Origin of the sequence: Robertmurraya mesotrionivorans (genome assembly GCF_050971805.1) — a bacterium.
Taxonomy (GTDB): Bacteria; Bacillota; Bacilli; order Bacillales; family Cytobacillaceae; genus Robertmurraya_A.
The window spans coordinates 168,745-186,056 of the sequence record NZ_JBPCCH010000001.1 but is presented as its reverse complement, the minus strand read 5'-3'; the positions used below and the strand labels follow the sequence as shown (position 1 = coordinate 186,056).

The window sequence follows — 17,312 nt, the reverse complement described above, 5'->3', positions numbered from 1 at the left end:
GTGGCCAGCAACCATTACCTTCGGACCGTTCGCATCTCCCACTTTTTTAGCAATTAAGCTTCCAAGTCCATCCGTTGTTACTTCATCCGCATACGGAGCAATATGCTTGTTCATCACTTCTCTTGGCTCACGCTCATTCCCTGGAATCCCTTTGGCATCTGTTAATTCCTTGAGCATCGCTAAAGTATCATCAAGCTTCGTCATTTATTTCGACTCCCTTAATATGTATTATGTTTATAGTATACTAGCTACAACTTAAATGCACAAAGTATACGTTAGTACCCTTCCTTCTGCCTTTTATAATTTACTTCATTTTTAGAGATATATGCTTCTTTTATCTCTTCTGACGTAAATCCTAGCATCTTACCTAAAACAAAATAACTTTCTAGCATGCTACGATACGCATCAATACTCCTTTCTGCAGAAAAGCGATGCACCCTTTCATACATGGATAAAAATTGATTTGTCACATTTTCCTCTACTAACGCTAGTTCTTCTACCTGTACATCACGCTCAAATCCACAGTCAAGGCCTAGTGATAAAATGAAATGAACTCCATCTACAAATTCCTCTAAAATGACTTCTTTCGGGGAAGCACCTTTTACACTCCAAAACTTAAAACATCGTGTCTCATTTGCTAGTTCACCTAGTTCAACCAACAAAGCCAGAACCTTTCTACTTATTAGACTATCTGCTTTTAATTCGTGTTTTTCTGCGATATGTTCATCCAAGCCTTTTTGCATCTCAAATAAGTCTCGTAAATCCATCATTTCACTCTTTTCTATGTATATTACTTTAATCATAATGAAATTAAGAAAAAAATTCACTTAAAAGCAACACTTTATGAAACCTTTTTCAAATAAAAACGTATATAAGGAAAAATGAAGAGTGGAGGGCTTAAGTATGATGTGGCTACTACGCATGCTCCTAATAGCATTTATCTTTTTTTTAATATACAGCGCCTTCAAATTTATGTTAAACCCAAAGCGAAAACTGGAATTAGCTCACGAGCAAAAGCAATTCTTTTTACTCGATGATATAAAAAATGTTCGTAAGAATTTCCACTTAACCTATAAAGGGGTCCTATTCGAAGGGGAAAAATACTTAGGCACAACCGAGAACACCTTCGAGGTTGTTTCTATATTCATTTGGCCACATAGTAACTCTGCGCTCAATGGTTTGTCAAAAGAAGATTTCCGTTATATCGAAATGGAAGTAGCTGTATTTTATCCAAATGCAAAAATTGACTGGAAAAGCCCCATTCATGAATTCATGAAAAAATAAACGTTCAAGGGAGAAAACCCCTTGAACGTTTTTTATTAGCCCTGCTTCTCTAATTTTGTTTCCTTAAAAAAATCTCCCCACTTTATGATTGTCATTTTCTCCCGTAATAAATAAACAAGAATGGATAAGGAAAACATAATAATTACGATCATCGTTGGTGTAAATTGACTTATAAATTGACCAAAGACAGTGTAAAAGAAAGCTAATGGAAGATTCGTAATAAAGGCTGCCTTTGAATACTCTTTAAAGCCACGGTGTCTTTCCATTAAACAAAAATTTAATAGTTGATAGTGGACAAAAGGAACAAGGCGTAAAATCGAAATCTGACTAACTGTTAAATTACGATACTCTCCAAACCACTTTTTCCGAATCGAAGACAGTTTTTCTTGTGTTCGTGGAAATTTTGAAACGAGAGCAAAAAACAATATACTGCTAATCATTAACCCAATAAGCGAGTATATCGTACCTGCTACTGTTCCAAAAAGAATTCCACCCGCAATACAGATGATGACTACAGGAATAAATAAAAACTGTCGTAACGAATGAAACAAGACGAATATAATCGGGGTGAAAACTCCACCAGCCTGAAACATGACAAGCAGTAACGCTAACTCCTCATCCATATGACCACCCCTTAAGCAGTTTCTTGATGTCTATTACAGCTTATCGAGGATGGACCATTTCTATGACAACTATTCCCTTAATTCCATACATAGTAAAGCAATAGACCGATTTGAAGAACAGTCAAAAAAGGCAATCCCCATTTAAAGCTAGGATGCTTCGTTTTATGACGAAAGGATTTCATTCCGATAAATGCCCCTAATGCTCCTCCAAAAAAGGCGAATTGCCAAAGTGTTGCTTCTCTAATTCGATATTCATTTTTCCTTGCCTTCTGTTTATCAACATACATCAACGTACAACTGACGATATTTATCACCAATAAATAAATCCAAATATATGTAAGCATACAATACCTCCTTAAAGACTTAAAAAAGCCACCCTCTAGTAAGAGAATGGCTTCTATAGACTAATAAGTCAATTATTTTGCTAGGCTTTGCTTAGCAGCTGCAGCTAATTCTGCAAATGCTTTTTCGTCGCTTACTGCAAGTTCAGCAAGCATTTTACGGTTTACTTCGATACCTGCAACGCTTAAACCGTGCATTAAACGGCTATAAGAAAGACCGTTCATACGAGCTGCTGCATTGATACGAGTGATCCAAAGCTTACGGAAGTCACGCTTCTTTTGGCGACGATCACGGAATGCATACATTAGAGATTTCATAACCTGTTGGTTAGCTACTTTGTATAATGTATGTTTTGAACCATAATAACCTTTTGCTAATTTAATAACTTTTTTACGACGTCTGCGAGTTACTGTACCGCCTTTAACACGTGGCATATGTTTTCCCTCCTAATTTGCAATTACTTAAGATTTACTAGTAAGTTACGGATGCGCTTGTAATCGCCTGAAGAAACTAGAGTTCCTTTACGAAGCTTACGCTTTGCCTTTGTAGATTTGTTAGCGAATAAATGGCTTCTGTATGCGTGTGAACGCTTCAGTTTACCAGATCCTGTTCTCTTGAAACGCTTTGCTGCGCCGCGGTGAGTTTTCATTTTTGGCATTAGGGATTCCTCCTCATTACTTGTCGTTTTTAGGTGCTAATGTCATAAACATGCTTCTGCCATCCATTTTTGGATGAGATTCCACTGTTGCAACTTCTTTACAAGCTTCTGCAAAGCGGACTAAAACACGTTGTCCGATCTCTTTATGTGTAATTGCACGACCTTTAAATCGAATCGATGCTTTTACTTTATCGCCTTTTTCCAAGAATTTAATCGCATTACGTAACTTTGTGTTAAAGTCATGCTCATCAATGGTTGGGCTAAGTCGAACTTCTTTGATGTTGATAATTTTTTGATTTTTACGTGCTTCTTTTTCTTTCTTCTGCTGTTCAAACTTAAACTTACCGTAGTCCATAATACGTGCTACTGGTGGTTTCGCGTTTGGCGCAACAAGAACAACGTCAAGATTTACACGCGTAGCAATCTCAAGTGCTTCGATTTTTGTTTTAATGCCTAGTTGTTCGCCATTTTGATCAATTAGACGTACTTCGCGGGCACGAATACCCTCGTTCAACAACATGTCTTTGCTAATAGCTGGACACCTCCAAGGTTTAATGCGAATACAACGTTTGGGTTAAGAAGATTTCATTTTCATAAGAAAAATAAAAAAAGTGCGGATGAACACACCCACACTTTACGATACCCATACGGTAATAAGCCTTTTCGTAAAACCTGCCAACTGCGCTTTGGCGTCAATCAGGTGAGAAGCGGGTGCTTCTTCTTTATCTCAAACTCGTATTCAATTTACCTTAGCAACTATATCACAATAAATAATTCATGTCAACGAAACACTTTTTTATCACAACGAAATGAATTGTATCAAAAATATACGTTTGTGGCAATACCTTTTAAAAAAATAAACGTAAAGAGGATGATCATACATCCTCTTCTGTAAAAAACATTTTAGCGTTTTACTTCATTCTTTAAATCTTCAACAAATGTTTCAAAAGAAACGACCTCTGATTTTTGCTCGCCATATTTTCGTACATTCACTGCCTTTTCTGCTACTTCATTGTCACCAACAACTAGCATATAAGGAGTTTTTTGCATTTGCGCTTCACGAATCTTGTAACCGATCTTCTCATTACGATCATCGATTTCGACACGAATCCCTTCTGCCTGAAGAAGTTCTTGAACTTGCTTTGCGTAGTCAAAATGAACGTCCGGAGAAACAGGAATCACTTGAACCTGCACAGGTGCTAACCAAGTAGGGAAAGCTCCTTTGTATTCTTCGATCAAGAACGCAACAAAACGCTCCATCGTCGAAACGACACCACGGTGGATAACTACAGGACGATGTTGTTTCCCATCCTCACCCACATAACTCAAATCAAATCGTTCTGGTAATAAGAAGTCTAACTGGACAGTAGAAAGGGTTTCTTCCTTCCCAAGTGCTGTCTTCACTTGAACATCAAGCTTTGGACCATAAAAAGCCGCTTCACCCTCTGCCTCAAAATAATTTAGCCCTAAGTCATCCATCGCTTCTTTTAACATACTTTGAGCCTTTTCCCACATTTGATCATCATCAAAATACTTTTCTTTATCTTCAGGATCACGGTACGATAGGCGGAAGGAGTAATCATTGATATTAAAATCTTTGTACACTTCCAATACCAATCCTACCACTCGCTTAAATTCATCCTTGATTTGATCTGGACGAACGAAAATATGTGCATCGTTTAACGTCATTCCACGTACACGTTGAAGACCAGATAGTGCTCCAGACATTTCATAGCGGTGCATCGTTCCAAGCTCGGCAATACGAATAGGAAGCTCACGATAACTATGAATACCGTGCTTATAGATCATCATATGATGCGGACAGTTCATAGGGCGTAAAACGAGTTGCTCATTGTCCATTTCCATAACCGGGAACATGTCTTCTTGATAATGATCCCAGTGCCCTGATGTTTTATATAAATCAACGCTTCCCATCACAGGTGTGTACACGTGGTCGTAACCAAGTCTTGACTCCTTATCCACGATATATCTCTCGATAATACGGCGAATCGTCGCACCCTTTGGTAGCCACATTGGAAGGCCTTGTCCCACTTTTTGCGAGTTCATGAATAAATTTAATTCTTTACCTATTTTTCTATGATCACGCTCTTTTGCTTCTTCTATGAGACGGAGATGTTCAGCCAAGTCTTCTTTCTTGAAGAAAGCTGTACCATATATACGTTGAAGCATTTTATTATCGCTATCGCCTCTCCAGTAAGCACCCGCAATACTAAGAAGCTTAAATTCCTTCAATTTCCCTGTCGATGGAACATGAACTCCACGACATAAGTCGAAGAAATCCCCTTGCTCATAAATAGTTACCGTTTCTCCTGCAGGGATGGCTTCAATTAGCTCAAGCTTGTATTCATCGCCAATCTCCTTGTACAGCTGAACTGCCTCGTCACGACTAACTTCTTTACGAACAATCTCAATGTTTTCGTTAATAATTTTTTTCATTTCTTTTTCAATTAACGGAAGATCTTCTGGTGTTAATGATTCCTCAATATCTACATCGTAGTAAAATCCGCCTTCAATAACTGGACCCACACCAAGCTTTACATTTTTGTAAAGTCGCTTGATCGCTTGTGCCATTAAGTGGGCGCTACTATGTCTAAGGATCTCAAGTGCATCTGCACTATCCTGAGTAACAATTTCAATTGCTCCATCTTGCTCAATCGGACGTTTAAGATCGTACAATTGGCCATCTACTTTTCCAGCCAATGCCTTCTTTTTAAGCCCTGGGCTAATGGAGGCAGCAACATCTTCTGTTGTTGTTCCAAACGGAAACTCCTTCACTGCACCGTCTGGGAACGTTAATTTTACAACATTTGACATAACCATTTTCCTCCTAAATATAAAATAAAAATAAAAAAACTCGTCCCTCGGAAAGGGACGAGTTTATAAACAACACGTGGTTCCACCCTAATTTTCACCTTGATAACTCATCAAAATGACTTTAGATAATTAGATAACGGACTTTATCCGTCAGCCCATACTTAATAAATTGTTCAAGGCTGATGTTTAGAGGTGGTAAGCTATTCAATCGTGTTAGGAAGTTTCCAGCCAAAGCCTTCCCTCTCTGATAACCGTATAAAAACGCTCATATCCTCATCATAACATTTATATCATGAAGTTGTACCTTATTATGTACGTATTATAGTTTGTTCATGAGGGAAAAGCAAGTATCTATCTAGAAATTCTCCTCAGCGGCAAAGGCTAATTTTCTTTTACGATCATGAAATAAGGTCATGGCTGCTACGACTACCCTTTCCTCAAAAAGATTACAGATCGTTCGAACCAAAGGCTGTTCCGGTTCATCGGTGTACAAATAAATCTTTTGGGGAGCAATCGAAAGCAACGGTGCAATAGTGACACTATCAATATAGACTGGGTGATTGGAAAGTAGTTTCCGATCGATCAGCTGCAAAATTTCTTTTCTTTTTAATTCAAAGAATTTCTCATCAAAAAAGGTTATTGAATCAGACACAATTAAATGAATCACCTTCTTGATTGAACTTCTTCCAGCTAAAAATTCTCTGAGCGTATGAACAAAAATTTGGTACTCTTGCTCAAGTTTATACTCATCAATCGCAACCTCGACCACTCTCTCTATGAGAGTCGTAATGGAACGCAGTCGAAAGCGCAGGAAAGAGTCGAACGAGAAAGACAAACGCTGTGAGAATAATTCATTAATAGCTGATTCTACCAAATTATTTAATGTGTTCACATCCACAAACGATAAGAGTTCCCTTCTGTTTCCGTCAACAATGGCAGTAATAATATCTAGTATTTGTTCCTGTTCATGTTCGTCATCATAACAAAAATGATCTTTTAAGATTTCTCGAGACCAATCCACTAATTTAATTTCCTGAATAAACTGTCCAAATGCTTTTTTCACAACCTCTTCTTCGAGTTTTCCATCGCATTTTACTATATGTTTATCTTCAATAAGAAGAGTCTCATGATTCAAATGGAGTGAGGATTGTGCGTGTTTCTTTAGCAATTGGTGAAATCTTTTCGCATCCTCTTTATTTTGGAAAATGATCTCAAACAACCAAATCCCCCCTTTTGGTGAAATCAACGCTTGAAAGGTCCATGCTCATGCTGCTGCATGTTCGTTTTCACAGTCTCTGATTTCATGTATATGGGGAACTTGTTCAAAATAGAATAAGAGCCAGCGGACTTTTTCCACTGGCTCTTATCTTTACCTATTTTCTTCTATTTGGACCATCCACTTGGACAGGGTGAGCTAAGTATCTAATCCTCTCAAGAAGCCTTCTTGCTTTCATCTTCTCTTCTTCTCCACGTTGACTATACGTTAGGTGCACTTCTAACCCATCGAAGTCAAAGTTAGAGGTAAAGAAAGTAGGTAGGTTTTCAAGCATACGGAATTGAAGAATCGTTCCTAACACTTCATCCCTTGCCCAGCTTGACATCGTCTCCGCACCTATATCATCAATCATTAACACTGGTACTCTCTTCACTTTTTCAATTTTTTCATTTAGTGTTGAATCACCGATGGAGCTCTTTAATTCTCTAATCAGTTCTGGAAAATACACGATCATGGAGGAAACTTTTTTCTTAGCTAGGTCATTCGCAATGGCTCCCAGTAGATAAGATTTTCCGACACCGAATTTCCCATACAAATAAAGACCTTTTTGCATGGTGTCAGGATGATAATTAAGGATGAAATCTGCGGCTAGATCAATTGCTTCTAATCTCCCTGCATAATCACCCTCCGTGTCGATTTCTGAAAAGCTAGCCTTCAGTATTTCCTTCGGCATATACATACTTTGAATTAACTTTTCACTTTTTCTTCTCTCGTCAGACATGACCTTCCTAGGACACCGATCATAATGGATTTCAATGGACCCACGAACAAGAACTAATTCTGGCTGATAGCCCTGCATGATATTTTTACAACTCTCAAGACTCGGACAATCCGTACATTCCGTACATTGAGTCGAATACTCATAGAGCTTGGCCAAATTTCTTTCAATCATTTGGCTCGTTAGAATATCACTGTGCTTCGTTATAAACTCCCTGATGTCCGGATGCTGCATGACTTGTCTCTTTTGTCGTTCGTACCGTTCTTGAAAGCTTGGACTAGCTGCAAGTTTTTTTAATGTTTCATTGATTCGTTCCATATTCCAGTCACCTCCTAGCTCTTAAACCTTTTTAATTTTTCCTGTAGAGCACGTTTTTTCTCTTCCATCTCTTTATTATCTGAGGATTTCTGATCAGATGGATCCTCATTCTCATTTTTATCAAACCAATCTGGTAAGCTTTCTGTTCGTATGGCCTTTTTCCTAGTATTAGTCTTTGGAGTTTGTTTTACTGTTTGCTTCCCCTCAGCCCAGTCTAAGTATTGTCGATGTTCTTTTTTAGCAAGTTCCATTGCCTCAGACACCGTCTGGACCCTTTTACGCGCCCAATGAGAGGCAATTTTGTCCACATAAGCCTTCGTCAACTTCATATCTGTTTTTAATAATACGTACTGAATGAGCACGTTCACCACGCCAGGAAGAAGCTTTTGTTGGAACATGACATCTTCAACAATTTGCAAATCACTTTTCGATGGTTCTCCCCCACCAGATATATCAATTAACAATTGTCGAGGAGACGTTTTCTCAAGGTATTGAACCAATTTCTCTTCTTGAGTTTTAGGCTCCACAGTTGTTGTAACATGTGGAAGTGGTTGTATTTTATCTATTAATAACGGGAGTTGGTCAGAAAAGTTAAGCTGATACCAATCTCTAGCTGATTTTCTAAGTTCATCAATTTGAATTTCACTTGATTCATCAACTGCACTAATTACAATGTTTTTCATTTGGATCGGGTCAATCCCATAGAGGAAGGATAGTTTCGCAATTGCTTCTCGCACCTTTTTATTGATGGCACGTTTAGGAACAAGTACTTCTGAAAGCCCTGCAAATAGCAGGTCAAAATCAAATTGTGCTTCATCAACCTTAATTGTCTCAGGGTTCACTCGATCGAAGTATACACGTTGCTCTTCAAGTTTCAGGTCATCTACCAGATGTGATGAAGGGTTACCTGGAACAGCAGAGTCAAATACTTCTTGAAACGACCTTGTAACATTCTCGTACTCATTTTCTTTTCCCAAGAAATGTTCATCACTAAAAAACCTTTTAAGTTTTAAAAATTGATTTTTACCTACTTTTCGATACAAATACACGTTAAGCATGCCATCTAGAAAAAACTGACTAGGTGTTAAAGGCGGCTTTATTTCATATACAAATGATCGAAGCCCTTCCTCTGTTCGCACATACGTGGAGAGAAGGCCAATTCCTTCTAACTTTAGACGGGCATCGTAAATTTGTTTTAAATTACTATCCATCACGTTCATAAGAGCATGATGTGAACTACCATCTGATGATAAGCGGTTCTCGTCTATTTGCGACCAAAGGGTCATATAGAGACTGTATGCTATCGGACCAATCAGTGGCTGATATAAAAGTGTCAGCACCTTTCGATCATACTCAAATAACAAACCATTTGAGGCCACCTCATAGCGATCCACTGGTAGCATTTCCTGCCAATGCTGAGCCATAGGCTTCATTTCCTCTCTTAACAACAAACTTCCCTACTAATCCTTTTTTATTAATTCCTTCAATTCTTCAATAAAGACGTTAATATCTTTAAATTGTCTATATACAGAGGCAAATCTTACGTACGCGACCTCATCTAATTTTGCTAAACGATCCATAACCATTTCTCCAACTGCTTCACTCTTTATTTCCGATACTCCATGACTGCGAAGTTCTTTTTCTATATCGGAAGTAATTTTTTCTAATTCAGGCAAAGCAACAGGTCTTTTTTCACAAGCTTTAATCAGACCACGTAGAATCTTATCACGGCTAAATTCTTCTCTTGTTCCTTCCTTTTTTACGACAATCAAAGGAATTTCCTCTACCTTCTCAAAGGTTGTAAAGCGAAAGGAACATTTCTCACACTCTCTTCTTCTGCGAATCGATCTATTTTCATCGACAGGTCTTGAATCGAGAACACGAGTATGATTATTTTGACATGCAGGACATTTCATAACATCAACTCCGAAACAGAATGGATTCTGCTGAATCTAACACTATCTTATTAAAACTTCATTTGTAGTACAAGCAATTCTATTCTCCTGCGTGTTTTCCAACACCAATATACGGATGCTTCTTATCTAGCTCCTGATAAATACGAGTGATTTCTGCTTTTAAGCTTGGGTATGCTCCCAACAGCACCGTTTGCTCAGTGGAAACATTTATATCTACAGCCGTCTCATAAGGCTTAACCGTTATAATCGTAATAATGGCAAACATTTTCTTTCCACGATTGATTTCAACTGCAATTTCCCCGTGGTCAATTGAATCGCTTACCACTTTTGCATGCTGATCATTTTCAATGATTTCTTTTACAGATTGAAACAAAGATTGGAGATTTACTCGATAATATCTCGTTCTAAGCTGTTCCTCGACATGATTTTCTTTTGTTTCGCATTGCCTATTAAATTGTCTAAACACCTGTTTCACAAATGACATAATTATTCCTCCAAATCGAAAGATGTATGTACATATATTTTAACCTAAAAGGACTAGCAATGTTAATGTTTCAATAAAAGAGAAATTAAAAAGAGGTGTATAATATACACCTCTCGAATTTCATAAGTTTTGTAAGCTACGATTATAGTACTTTCGCTTTTGCTTGTTTAACTTGAACAGGACCCATTCCACGAGGAATTTCGATGTTCTCACGAGTTTGAGCACCTAATGCTTCAGCGATATAGTCTGCAGCGATATTAGGATCCATGTCTCCACAAGTATACACATCAATACTAGCATAGCCATGTTCAGGAAAGCTGTGAATAGTTAAATGTGATTCAGAGATAATAACAACTCCACTCACACCTTGTGGTGCAAATTTATGAAAAGCAACCTCGCGAATTTCAGCACCAGATTTTAATGCCGCATCTGCAAAAATTTGCTCAATTTGCTCCATATCATTTAACTTTTCAAAATCACAACCCCATAACTCAGAAATAACGTGACGACCCATAGTTTCCATATTCAAATTTCCCCCTTTAACCATTTTTACTACAGTAACTGAATTTCCCTAATTTTTTGGATTATAACTACCACGGGGGAAAGTTAGTCCAAAGAGGTCCTAACCCTTTAAGTAGATATAGATTCCAAATTTCAAGAAGTTCACGATGACTAGTATACTTTGTTTGTTTTTTTTTTGCAATAATGTATTTAAAAAATCTTTACAAAAAAGAGGAAAAGTAAAATCCCTTTCTTCTATTTCATACAAAAAATCAGTCTTCTGAGGGTATCCCAGAAGACTGACTACTTACAACGAGCTTACTCGTTTTATATTATTTTCTGAAGCTAAAGAAAGTTGATTAGCCACATGCTTCGTTAGATCAACGACACGACAAGAATAGCCCCACTCATTATCGTACCATGCGAGAACCTTTACCTTGTTCGCACCTATAACCATTGTAGACAACCCATCAACAATCGCAGAGTGTTCATTGGTATTAAAGTCAACCGATACTAGTGGCTCTTCTGTAATGGCGAGTATCCCCTTTAGTTCATCCTTGGAGGCTGTTTCGAATACATCATTTATCTCATCTATTGTTACTTCTCGCTTTAAATCAACAACTAAATCAACTAATGAGACATTGGTTGTAGGAACTCTTAATGACATTCCATGCAGCTTCCCTTTCATTTTAGGTAGCACTAGTGAAAGAGCTTTAGCAGCACCCGTGCTTGTCGGAATGATTGATTGACCACAAGCTCTTGCTCTTCGAAGATCTTTATGCGGATTATCAATATTTTTTTGATCATTTGTATAGGCATGCACTGTCGTCATTAGCCCATTAATGATACCAAACTTATCTTCAAGTACTTTTACAACAGGAGCTAAACAATTTGTCGTACAAGAAGCATTTGAAATGATATCATGCTCATATATATTTAACTGGTGCTCATTCACACCCATGACGATTGTAATATCTTCTCCTTTACCCGGTGCTGTTAATATAACTTTCTTTGCACCCGCTTCTAAGTGGAGACTAGCTTTCTCTCTAGCGTTAAATTTCCCAGTCGCCTCGATCACAATATCAATATTAAGTAAACTCCATGGAAGCTCCTCTGGATTACGATGGTTAATTAGCTTCACTCTTTTTCCATTTACCAATAAGGAATCGTGTTCAGCTACTACCTCACCATCAAACTTTCCGTGATTTGTGTCATACTTTATTAAATGTGCTAATGTTTCCGCAGGATAACTAGCATTAATGGCTACTATTTCTAATGTATCATCACAAATTGCCTTTCTGAAAACCATTCTTCCTATTCTTCCAAACCCATTAATCGCTACTCTAGCCTTCATGTTACGGCTCCCTTCAAAAGTGTTATACTTTATTTCCGTAATTTACAATTAGTATAACATATTAGTTGCGAATTGTGGTGATAAAAAAACCTATTTTTAATAAAAAAACCATCACATTAATTTGTGATGGTTTTCCAATCCGTAAGAAGCTCTATCAGTTGCTTTTTCGTATCGTCTATCGTTCCATTATTATTAATCACTTTATCAGCAATCTTCCGTTTATCTTCAATTGGCATTTGGGATTGTATTCGAGCAAGTGCTTCCTCCTTTGTTAACAGATTTCTATCCATCAATCTCTGAAGCTGGATATCTTTCTCTACATACACAAGCAGAACTACATCAACCATATGTTTTAATCCGCTTTCAAATAAAAGAGGAATATCCAACACAACTACTTGGTCTCCTCGCAAAATAGCTGCTTCCTTCTTCTCATTCATCCTTCTTCTTACATCTGGATGAACAATTTCATTTAACTTTTGTCTCTTCACACTGTCATTAAAAATGATTTCACCTAATTTAGAGCGATTAATCGTATGATCATCATTCAGAATACCTTCACCAAAATATGTAACGATTTGTTCGTATGCTGCTTCTCCTATCTCAACTGCCTCTCTTGCTTCTATATCAGCGTCAATAACCTCTATTCCCATTTCTTTAAACATATTTGCCACAGTGCTTTTCCCACTAGCAATGCCACCAGTTAATCCAACGACTAAAGTCATATTCAACCCCTCCGTTTAAAGTAAAAGCCTCCACAATAGGAGGCTCACTTCAAATTTTCCATATTCCAATAATAATTAACAATACCCCAGGTAAAAAGGCGAAGCGCTGAAGCCAACTATTCTCAGAAAAATGTTTCCCAAGCTGTAACCCCGCATAAATAAAGAGAAAGCTCATTAATGCAACGGCAGTCCCTAAAATGCTTGGAGAAAAGTCTAGCATTGCAGCACCTATTCCGGCCCCAAATGCATCTAAAGATAACGCTAATCCAAGCATATAGGCTTCAATGCCATTGATCGTACCCGATTGATCAAAGTCTGCTGACATCGGCTTTCGTAATATTTGAATAACAATCCCAAGAGATTTAATCTCAAAATCAATGATCGTTTTTGGATGGGGAAGCACTGATGAGACGGATTTCTCTGATCGAAAAAATTGAGCTAAAACCCATGCCCCTAATAAAATGAGTATTATTCCCCCAATACTCTCAGCGATATCAGGCGATAAGACAGACTCAATGAAATGGCCAATAATCATCCCTACAGTGAGTGTTCCTGCAGAGCATAAAGAGATGACCGCGATTGACTTAAAAGGAATTCGCATTTTCCTCAGACCGTATGTGAAACCTACACTAAAACTGTCAATGCTAACTGCTAATGCAAGTAGTAATAATGGAACAGATAGTACCATTGGAAAGACTCCTTCCTAACAAAAAGCTAGGATAGTATATGATAGGAGCCCATCCAAGGTTCAACCTACTTCTTCTTTTGGCATTTTGGACAAAACATGGTTCCACGCCCACCAACAACAATTTTTTCTAGAGGAGTACCACATAACTTACAATTTTCACCTTTCCTACCGTAAACAAATAATTCAAGCTGAAACATTCCCATTTGCCCTTGAGAATTTACATAAGATCGTACCGTACTTCCACCCTTTTCAACCGCTTCACCTAGCGTTTCCTTTATTTGTTCATAAAGGATGATCCACTCTTTTTTCTTCAATGAGCTCGCAATTCTCTCAGGATGAATTCTCGAACGAAAAAGGGCTTCATCTACGTAAATATTACCTAGTCCAACGACCACCGTTTGGTCAAGCAACGCTGTTTTAATTGATCTTTGTGTTTTCGATAACCTTTTTTGCAAATAGGATGACGTAAAATTCGGATCAAATGGTTCAGGTCCGAGAGTCGATAAAGGTGGCTGGTTAAACTCTTTTCCTTTTTCAAATAAGTGCATCGTCCCAAATTTACGTACATCTTTGTAGCGGAGCTCTGTCCCGTCGGTAAAAGTAAAAATTACATGCGTGTGGAGAGCTACTGGTTCCACAGCCTCAAAATGCGCATATCTACCTTCCATACGCAAATGAGAAATTAACGCAAATTTTTCAGTATATAAGATAAGAAATTTTCCTCTTCTCCCTAACTGAACAAATCTCTCGCCAATTAAAGCGTCACAAAACTGATCTACATCAGGATGTTTAATGATTTTTGGCCAAAGAACAGTTACCTTTTTGATTTCTTTATCCAAAATAAGCATTTCTAATGTACGTCGAACCGTTTCGACCTCTGGAAGTTCTGGCAATATTCTTCCTCCCTACTGCCTTTATTTCGCGTCAAACCAAGTCGGACCGTAGGAATAATCAACCTTAAGTGGCACCTTCAACTCCACTGTATGTTCCATAACGTCAGGGACGATTTCCTTCAATCGCTCGATTTCTTCTTCTGGTGCTTCGAATATTAATTCATCGTGTACAGATAGCAGTAATCGTGATTTTAGTTTTTCCTTTTCGAGCCTGTCCGCCATATCTATCATCGCTTTTTTAATAATATCCGCTGCACTTCCTTGAATCGGCGTATTCATTGCCGTCCGTTCCGCAAAGCTACGAAGGTTAAAGTTCCTGCTTGTTATTTCCGGGATATATCTTCGACGATGCAGAAGGGTTGACACGAATCCCTTTTGCTTTGCATCTTTTACGATTTCTTCCATATATTCTTTAACACCTGGATAACTTTCTAAGTATCTTTCAATAAAGCTACCCGCTTCTTTTCGTGTAATATTTAAGCTCTGTGACAACCCATAATCACTGATGCCGTAAACAATTCCAAAGTTAACCGCTTTTGCATGTCGTCTCATGTTGGAAGTTACTTCTTCCTTGGATACATGAAACACATCCATCGCTGTTTTTGTATGAATGTCTAGACCCTCTTTAAAGGCTTCGATTAGCTTTTCGTCATTTGCAATATGCGCCAACACACGTAATTCAATTTGTGAGTAATCGGCTGCAAAAATAACCCAGCCTTCCTCTGACGGAATAAAGGCTTGACGAATTTTACGACCTTCTTCTAGTCGAATAGGGATATTTTGTAAATTTGGATCTGTAGAGCTTAATCTTCCTGTCTGAGTTAAAGCCTGATTAAATCTTGTATGAACTTTATTAGTTGAAGGATTAATTACTTTAAGTAATCCTTCAATATAAGTAGACTGAAGTTTACCAAGCTGACGGTAGTTTAATATTTCTCGAATAATTTCGTGTTCTTCTTCAAGCTTCTCCAGTACATCTGCAGAGGTAGAATAGCCAGTTTTTGTCTTTTTCGCTACCGGAAGCTGTAACTTTTCAAAGAGAATGACTCCTAACTGCTTTGGTGAATTAATATTAAAGTTTTCACCTGCAAGATCATAGATACGAGCTTCAATATTAGTTAGTTGATTGGTAATTGCTTCTCCCATCGCATGAAGTCGGTCGAGGTCAATCATAATTCCACACGATTCCATATCCGCTAAAATTAAAGATAAAGGAAGCTCCAAATCATAATAAAGTTCAAATTGTTCATTTGCTTTTAACTCTTGTTCGAGCTTATCGCGTAGATCCTGTAACACAAGTCCTTTTCGAACGAGATGCTCTCCAAGCTGTTCCGGTTCAGGAATCTTTCTCTTAGCCCCTTTTCCGTAAAACGCCTCATCAGAACTAATACTCGTAAAACCATAGCGTTTAGCAGTCGTTGAAATATCATCAACTGACTCGGCTGGATTCATAATATAAGATGCTAACAGTAAGTCAAACTCAATCCCTTTTAGGTGGATATGGTGATGTCTTAGTGATACCTCTGTCCTTTTCGCGTCATACACAATTTTTTTAGAAGCTTCATTTTCAGCCCAAGTTTTAAAAACGGATGATTCCATTGCTACATTGGTAGGAATGAAAAAGTTCCCCCTTTCATTCACTAGTGATATACCCACAATATCAGCATAATGATAATTATCATCTAACACTTCAATATATAAGGCATTCTCATCCGCAAAAAGTTCTTCCGTTACCTCATGGACAGTTGTAAATTCAATACTCTCCAACGGTTCTTCCACAGAAGCTCCTGTGTGGTCCCCTAATTTATCCAGTAATGAATTAAATCCTAATTCTTTAAATAACTGAACAACCTTGTCACGGTCAAACTCGTCATATTCGAATTCATCAAGTTGTACCGTAACTGGAGCTTCTCTCGTTATGGTCGCAAGCTCTTTACTCATAATTGCCTGGTCTTTGAATTCCTCAAGCTTTTCTTTTAATTTCTTCCCACTCACTTGGTCAATCGACTCGAGCAGTTTTTCGAGTGTCTCAAACTCTGCTAATAGCTTAATAGCGGTTTTTTCACCAACTCCAGGGACACCAGGAATATTATCTGACGTATCCCCCATCAACCCTTTCATATCAATGATCTGCATTGGTGTTAAACCATATTTTTCTTTGATATGCTCTGGAGTATATTCCTCAATTTCCGTGATCCCTTTTTTTGTGATCGCAACAGTCGTTTTTTCAGAACTCAACTGGGTTAAATCTTTATCTCCCGAAATAACCTTTACTTCATAGCCATCTTCTTCTGCCTTCTTCGACAAAGTACCAATAATATCATCTGCTTCATAGTTTTCAAGTTCATACCTTTTGATTCGGTATGCGTCCAATACTTCTCGAATAAAAGGAAATTGTTCGGATAGTTCAGGTGGCGTTTTTTGACGTCCTCCCTTATACTCACTAAATGTCTTATGGCGGAAGGTTGTTTTTCCAGCATCAAACGCAACCATTATATGTGATGGCTTCTCATCCTCCAATATCCTCAAGAGCATCATCGTAAATCCATAAACGGCATTCGTATGAATTCCTTTATCATTGTTTAGCAATGGCAGAGCAAAAAATGCCCGGTAGGCAATGCTATTTCCATCAATTAATACAAGTTTCTTTTTCAAAGGAAGCCTCCCTTTCTAACTAAAGCTTGTCTCATGTCATATGTA

19 protein-coding genes, 1 pseudogene and 2 other annotated features are annotated in these 17,312 nt (G+C 37.9%); of the genes and pseudogenes, 1 reads left to right on the top strand and 19 read right to left on the bottom strand.

Annotated elements, in window-relative coordinates:
• Both ACRX5O_RS00930 and ACRX5O_RS00925 read right to left on the bottom strand, forming a co-directional pair.
• Positions 1-204, bottom strand: a pseudogene (locus ACRX5O_RS00930) (peptidase M28); the annotation flags it as partial.
• A 71-nt stretch (positions 205-275) separates the two neighbouring features.
• Positions 276-767 carry a dUTP diphosphatase gene (locus ACRX5O_RS00925; RefSeq protein ID WP_433904232.1) on the bottom strand — a complete coding sequence of 164 codons (492 nt, stop codon included), beginning with the start codon at positions 765-767 and terminating at the stop codon, positions 276-278.
• 136 nt (positions 768-903) lie between these two features.
• On the opposite strand from ACRX5O_RS00925, the gene ACRX5O_RS00920 reads away from it, so the two are divergent.
• Positions 904-1,284 (top strand): sigma-w pathway protein ysdB, encoded by a 381-nt coding sequence (locus ACRX5O_RS00920; protein WP_433904231.1) that lies wholly within the window; start codon positions 904-906, stop codon positions 1,282-1,284.
• 35 nt (positions 1,285-1,319) lie between these two features.
• Here the strand turns inward: ACRX5O_RS00920 and ACRX5O_RS00915 are convergent, their stop codons facing one another.
• The 17 genes from ACRX5O_RS00915 to polA all read right to left on the bottom strand — a co-directional run bounded on the left by ACRX5O_RS00915 (position 1,320) and on the right by polA (position 17,267).
• The gene (locus ACRX5O_RS00915; RefSeq protein WP_433904230.1) at positions 1,320-1,907 is read right to left on the bottom strand and encodes a TVP38/TMEM64 family protein; all 588 of its coding nucleotides are present in this window, start codon (positions 1,905-1,907) and stop codon (positions 1,320-1,322) included.
• 77 nt (positions 1,908-1,984) lie between these two features.
• The gene (locus ACRX5O_RS00910; RefSeq protein WP_433904229.1) at positions 1,985-2,251 is read right to left on the bottom strand and encodes a DUF1294 domain-containing protein; all 267 of its coding nucleotides are present in this window, start codon (positions 2,249-2,251) and stop codon (positions 1,985-1,987) included.
• A 72-nt stretch (positions 2,252-2,323) separates the two neighbouring features.
• Complete coding sequence (gene rplT, locus ACRX5O_RS00905) at positions 2,324-2,683, bottom strand: 50S ribosomal protein L20 (RefSeq protein ID WP_119709344.1); 360 nt, start codon at positions 2,681-2,683, stop codon at positions 2,324-2,326.
• A 23-nt stretch (positions 2,684-2,706) separates the two neighbouring features.
• On the bottom strand, positions 2,707-2,907 hold the full coding sequence (gene rpmI / locus ACRX5O_RS00900; RefSeq protein WP_119709345.1) for a 50S ribosomal protein L35: 201 nt from the start codon (positions 2,905-2,907) through the stop codon (positions 2,707-2,709).
• 16 nt (positions 2,908-2,923) lie between these two features.
• Complete coding sequence (infC, locus tag ACRX5O_RS00895) at positions 2,924-3,427, bottom strand: translation initiation factor IF-3 (RefSeq protein ID WP_433904228.1); 504 nt, start codon at positions 3,425-3,427, stop codon at positions 2,924-2,926.
• Positions 3,428-3,506: 79 nt separating this feature from the next.
• Positions 3,507-3,636, bottom strand: a sequence feature (ribosomal protein L20 leader region).
• A 174-nt stretch (positions 3,637-3,810) separates the two neighbouring features.
• Positions 3,811-5,742, bottom strand: coding sequence for a threonine--tRNA ligase (thrS, locus tag ACRX5O_RS00890; RefSeq protein ID WP_433904227.1), 1,932 nt, complete (start codon positions 5,740-5,742; stop codon positions 3,811-3,813).
• 50 nt (positions 5,743-5,792) lie between these two features.
• Positions 5,793-6,031: a binding site (T-box leader), on the bottom strand.
• 66 nt (positions 6,032-6,097) lie between these two features.
• Positions 6,098-6,961, bottom strand: coding sequence for a sporulation protein YtxC (ytxC, locus tag ACRX5O_RS00885; protein WP_433904226.1), 864 nt, complete (start codon positions 6,959-6,961; stop codon positions 6,098-6,100).
• Positions 6,962-7,115: 154 nt separating this feature from the next.
• Entirely contained in the window at positions 7,116-8,054 is a 939-nt protein-coding gene (dnaI, locus tag ACRX5O_RS00880) for a primosomal protein DnaI (RefSeq protein WP_433904225.1), read from the bottom strand.
• A gap of 14 nt (positions 8,055-8,068) precedes the next feature.
• Entirely contained in the window at positions 8,069-9,478 is a 1,410-nt protein-coding gene (locus tag ACRX5O_RS00875; RefSeq protein WP_433904224.1) for a replication initiation and membrane attachment family protein, read from the bottom strand.
• A 36-nt stretch (positions 9,479-9,514) separates the two neighbouring features.
• On the bottom strand, positions 9,515-9,970 hold the full coding sequence (gene nrdR, locus ACRX5O_RS00870; RefSeq protein WP_119709350.1) for a transcriptional regulator NrdR: 456 nt from the start codon (positions 9,968-9,970) through the stop codon (positions 9,515-9,517).
• 79 nt (positions 9,971-10,049) lie between these two features.
• Positions 10,050-10,454, bottom strand: coding sequence for a hypothetical protein (locus ACRX5O_RS00865; protein ID WP_433904223.1), 405 nt, complete (start codon positions 10,452-10,454; stop codon positions 10,050-10,052).
• Between the two features lie 142 nt (positions 10,455-10,596).
• On the bottom strand, positions 10,597-10,977 hold the full coding sequence (gene speD, locus ACRX5O_RS00860; RefSeq protein WP_160546656.1) for an adenosylmethionine decarboxylase: 381 nt from the start codon (positions 10,975-10,977) through the stop codon (positions 10,597-10,599).
• Between the two features lie 285 nt (positions 10,978-11,262).
• The gene (locus ACRX5O_RS00855) at positions 11,263-12,309 is read right to left on the bottom strand and encodes a glyceraldehyde-3-phosphate dehydrogenase (protein ID WP_433904222.1); all 1,047 of its coding nucleotides are present in this window, start codon (positions 12,307-12,309) and stop codon (positions 11,263-11,265) included.
• A 116-nt stretch (positions 12,310-12,425) separates the two neighbouring features.
• Positions 12,426-13,031: a dephospho-CoA kinase gene (coaE, locus tag ACRX5O_RS00850; protein WP_433904221.1), complete on the bottom strand. Its 606-nt coding sequence runs from the start codon at positions 13,029-13,031 to the stop codon at positions 12,426-12,428.
• 49 nt (positions 13,032-13,080) lie between these two features.
• The gene (gene ytaF / locus ACRX5O_RS00845) at positions 13,081-13,719 is read right to left on the bottom strand and encodes a sporulation membrane protein YtaF (protein WP_433904220.1); all 639 of its coding nucleotides are present in this window, start codon (positions 13,717-13,719) and stop codon (positions 13,081-13,083) included.
• A 65-nt stretch (positions 13,720-13,784) separates the two neighbouring features.
• Positions 13,785-14,612: a DNA-formamidopyrimidine glycosylase gene (gene mutM / locus ACRX5O_RS00840; protein ID WP_433904219.1), complete on the bottom strand. Its 828-nt coding sequence runs from the start codon at positions 14,610-14,612 to the stop codon at positions 13,785-13,787.
• Positions 14,613-14,633: 21 nt separating this feature from the next.
• Positions 14,634-17,267 carry a DNA polymerase I gene (gene polA, locus ACRX5O_RS00835; RefSeq protein ID WP_433904218.1) on the bottom strand — a complete coding sequence of 878 codons (2,634 nt, stop codon included), beginning with the start codon at positions 17,265-17,267 and terminating at the stop codon, positions 14,634-14,636.
• Between the last annotated feature and the right edge of the window lie 45 nt (positions 17,268-17,312).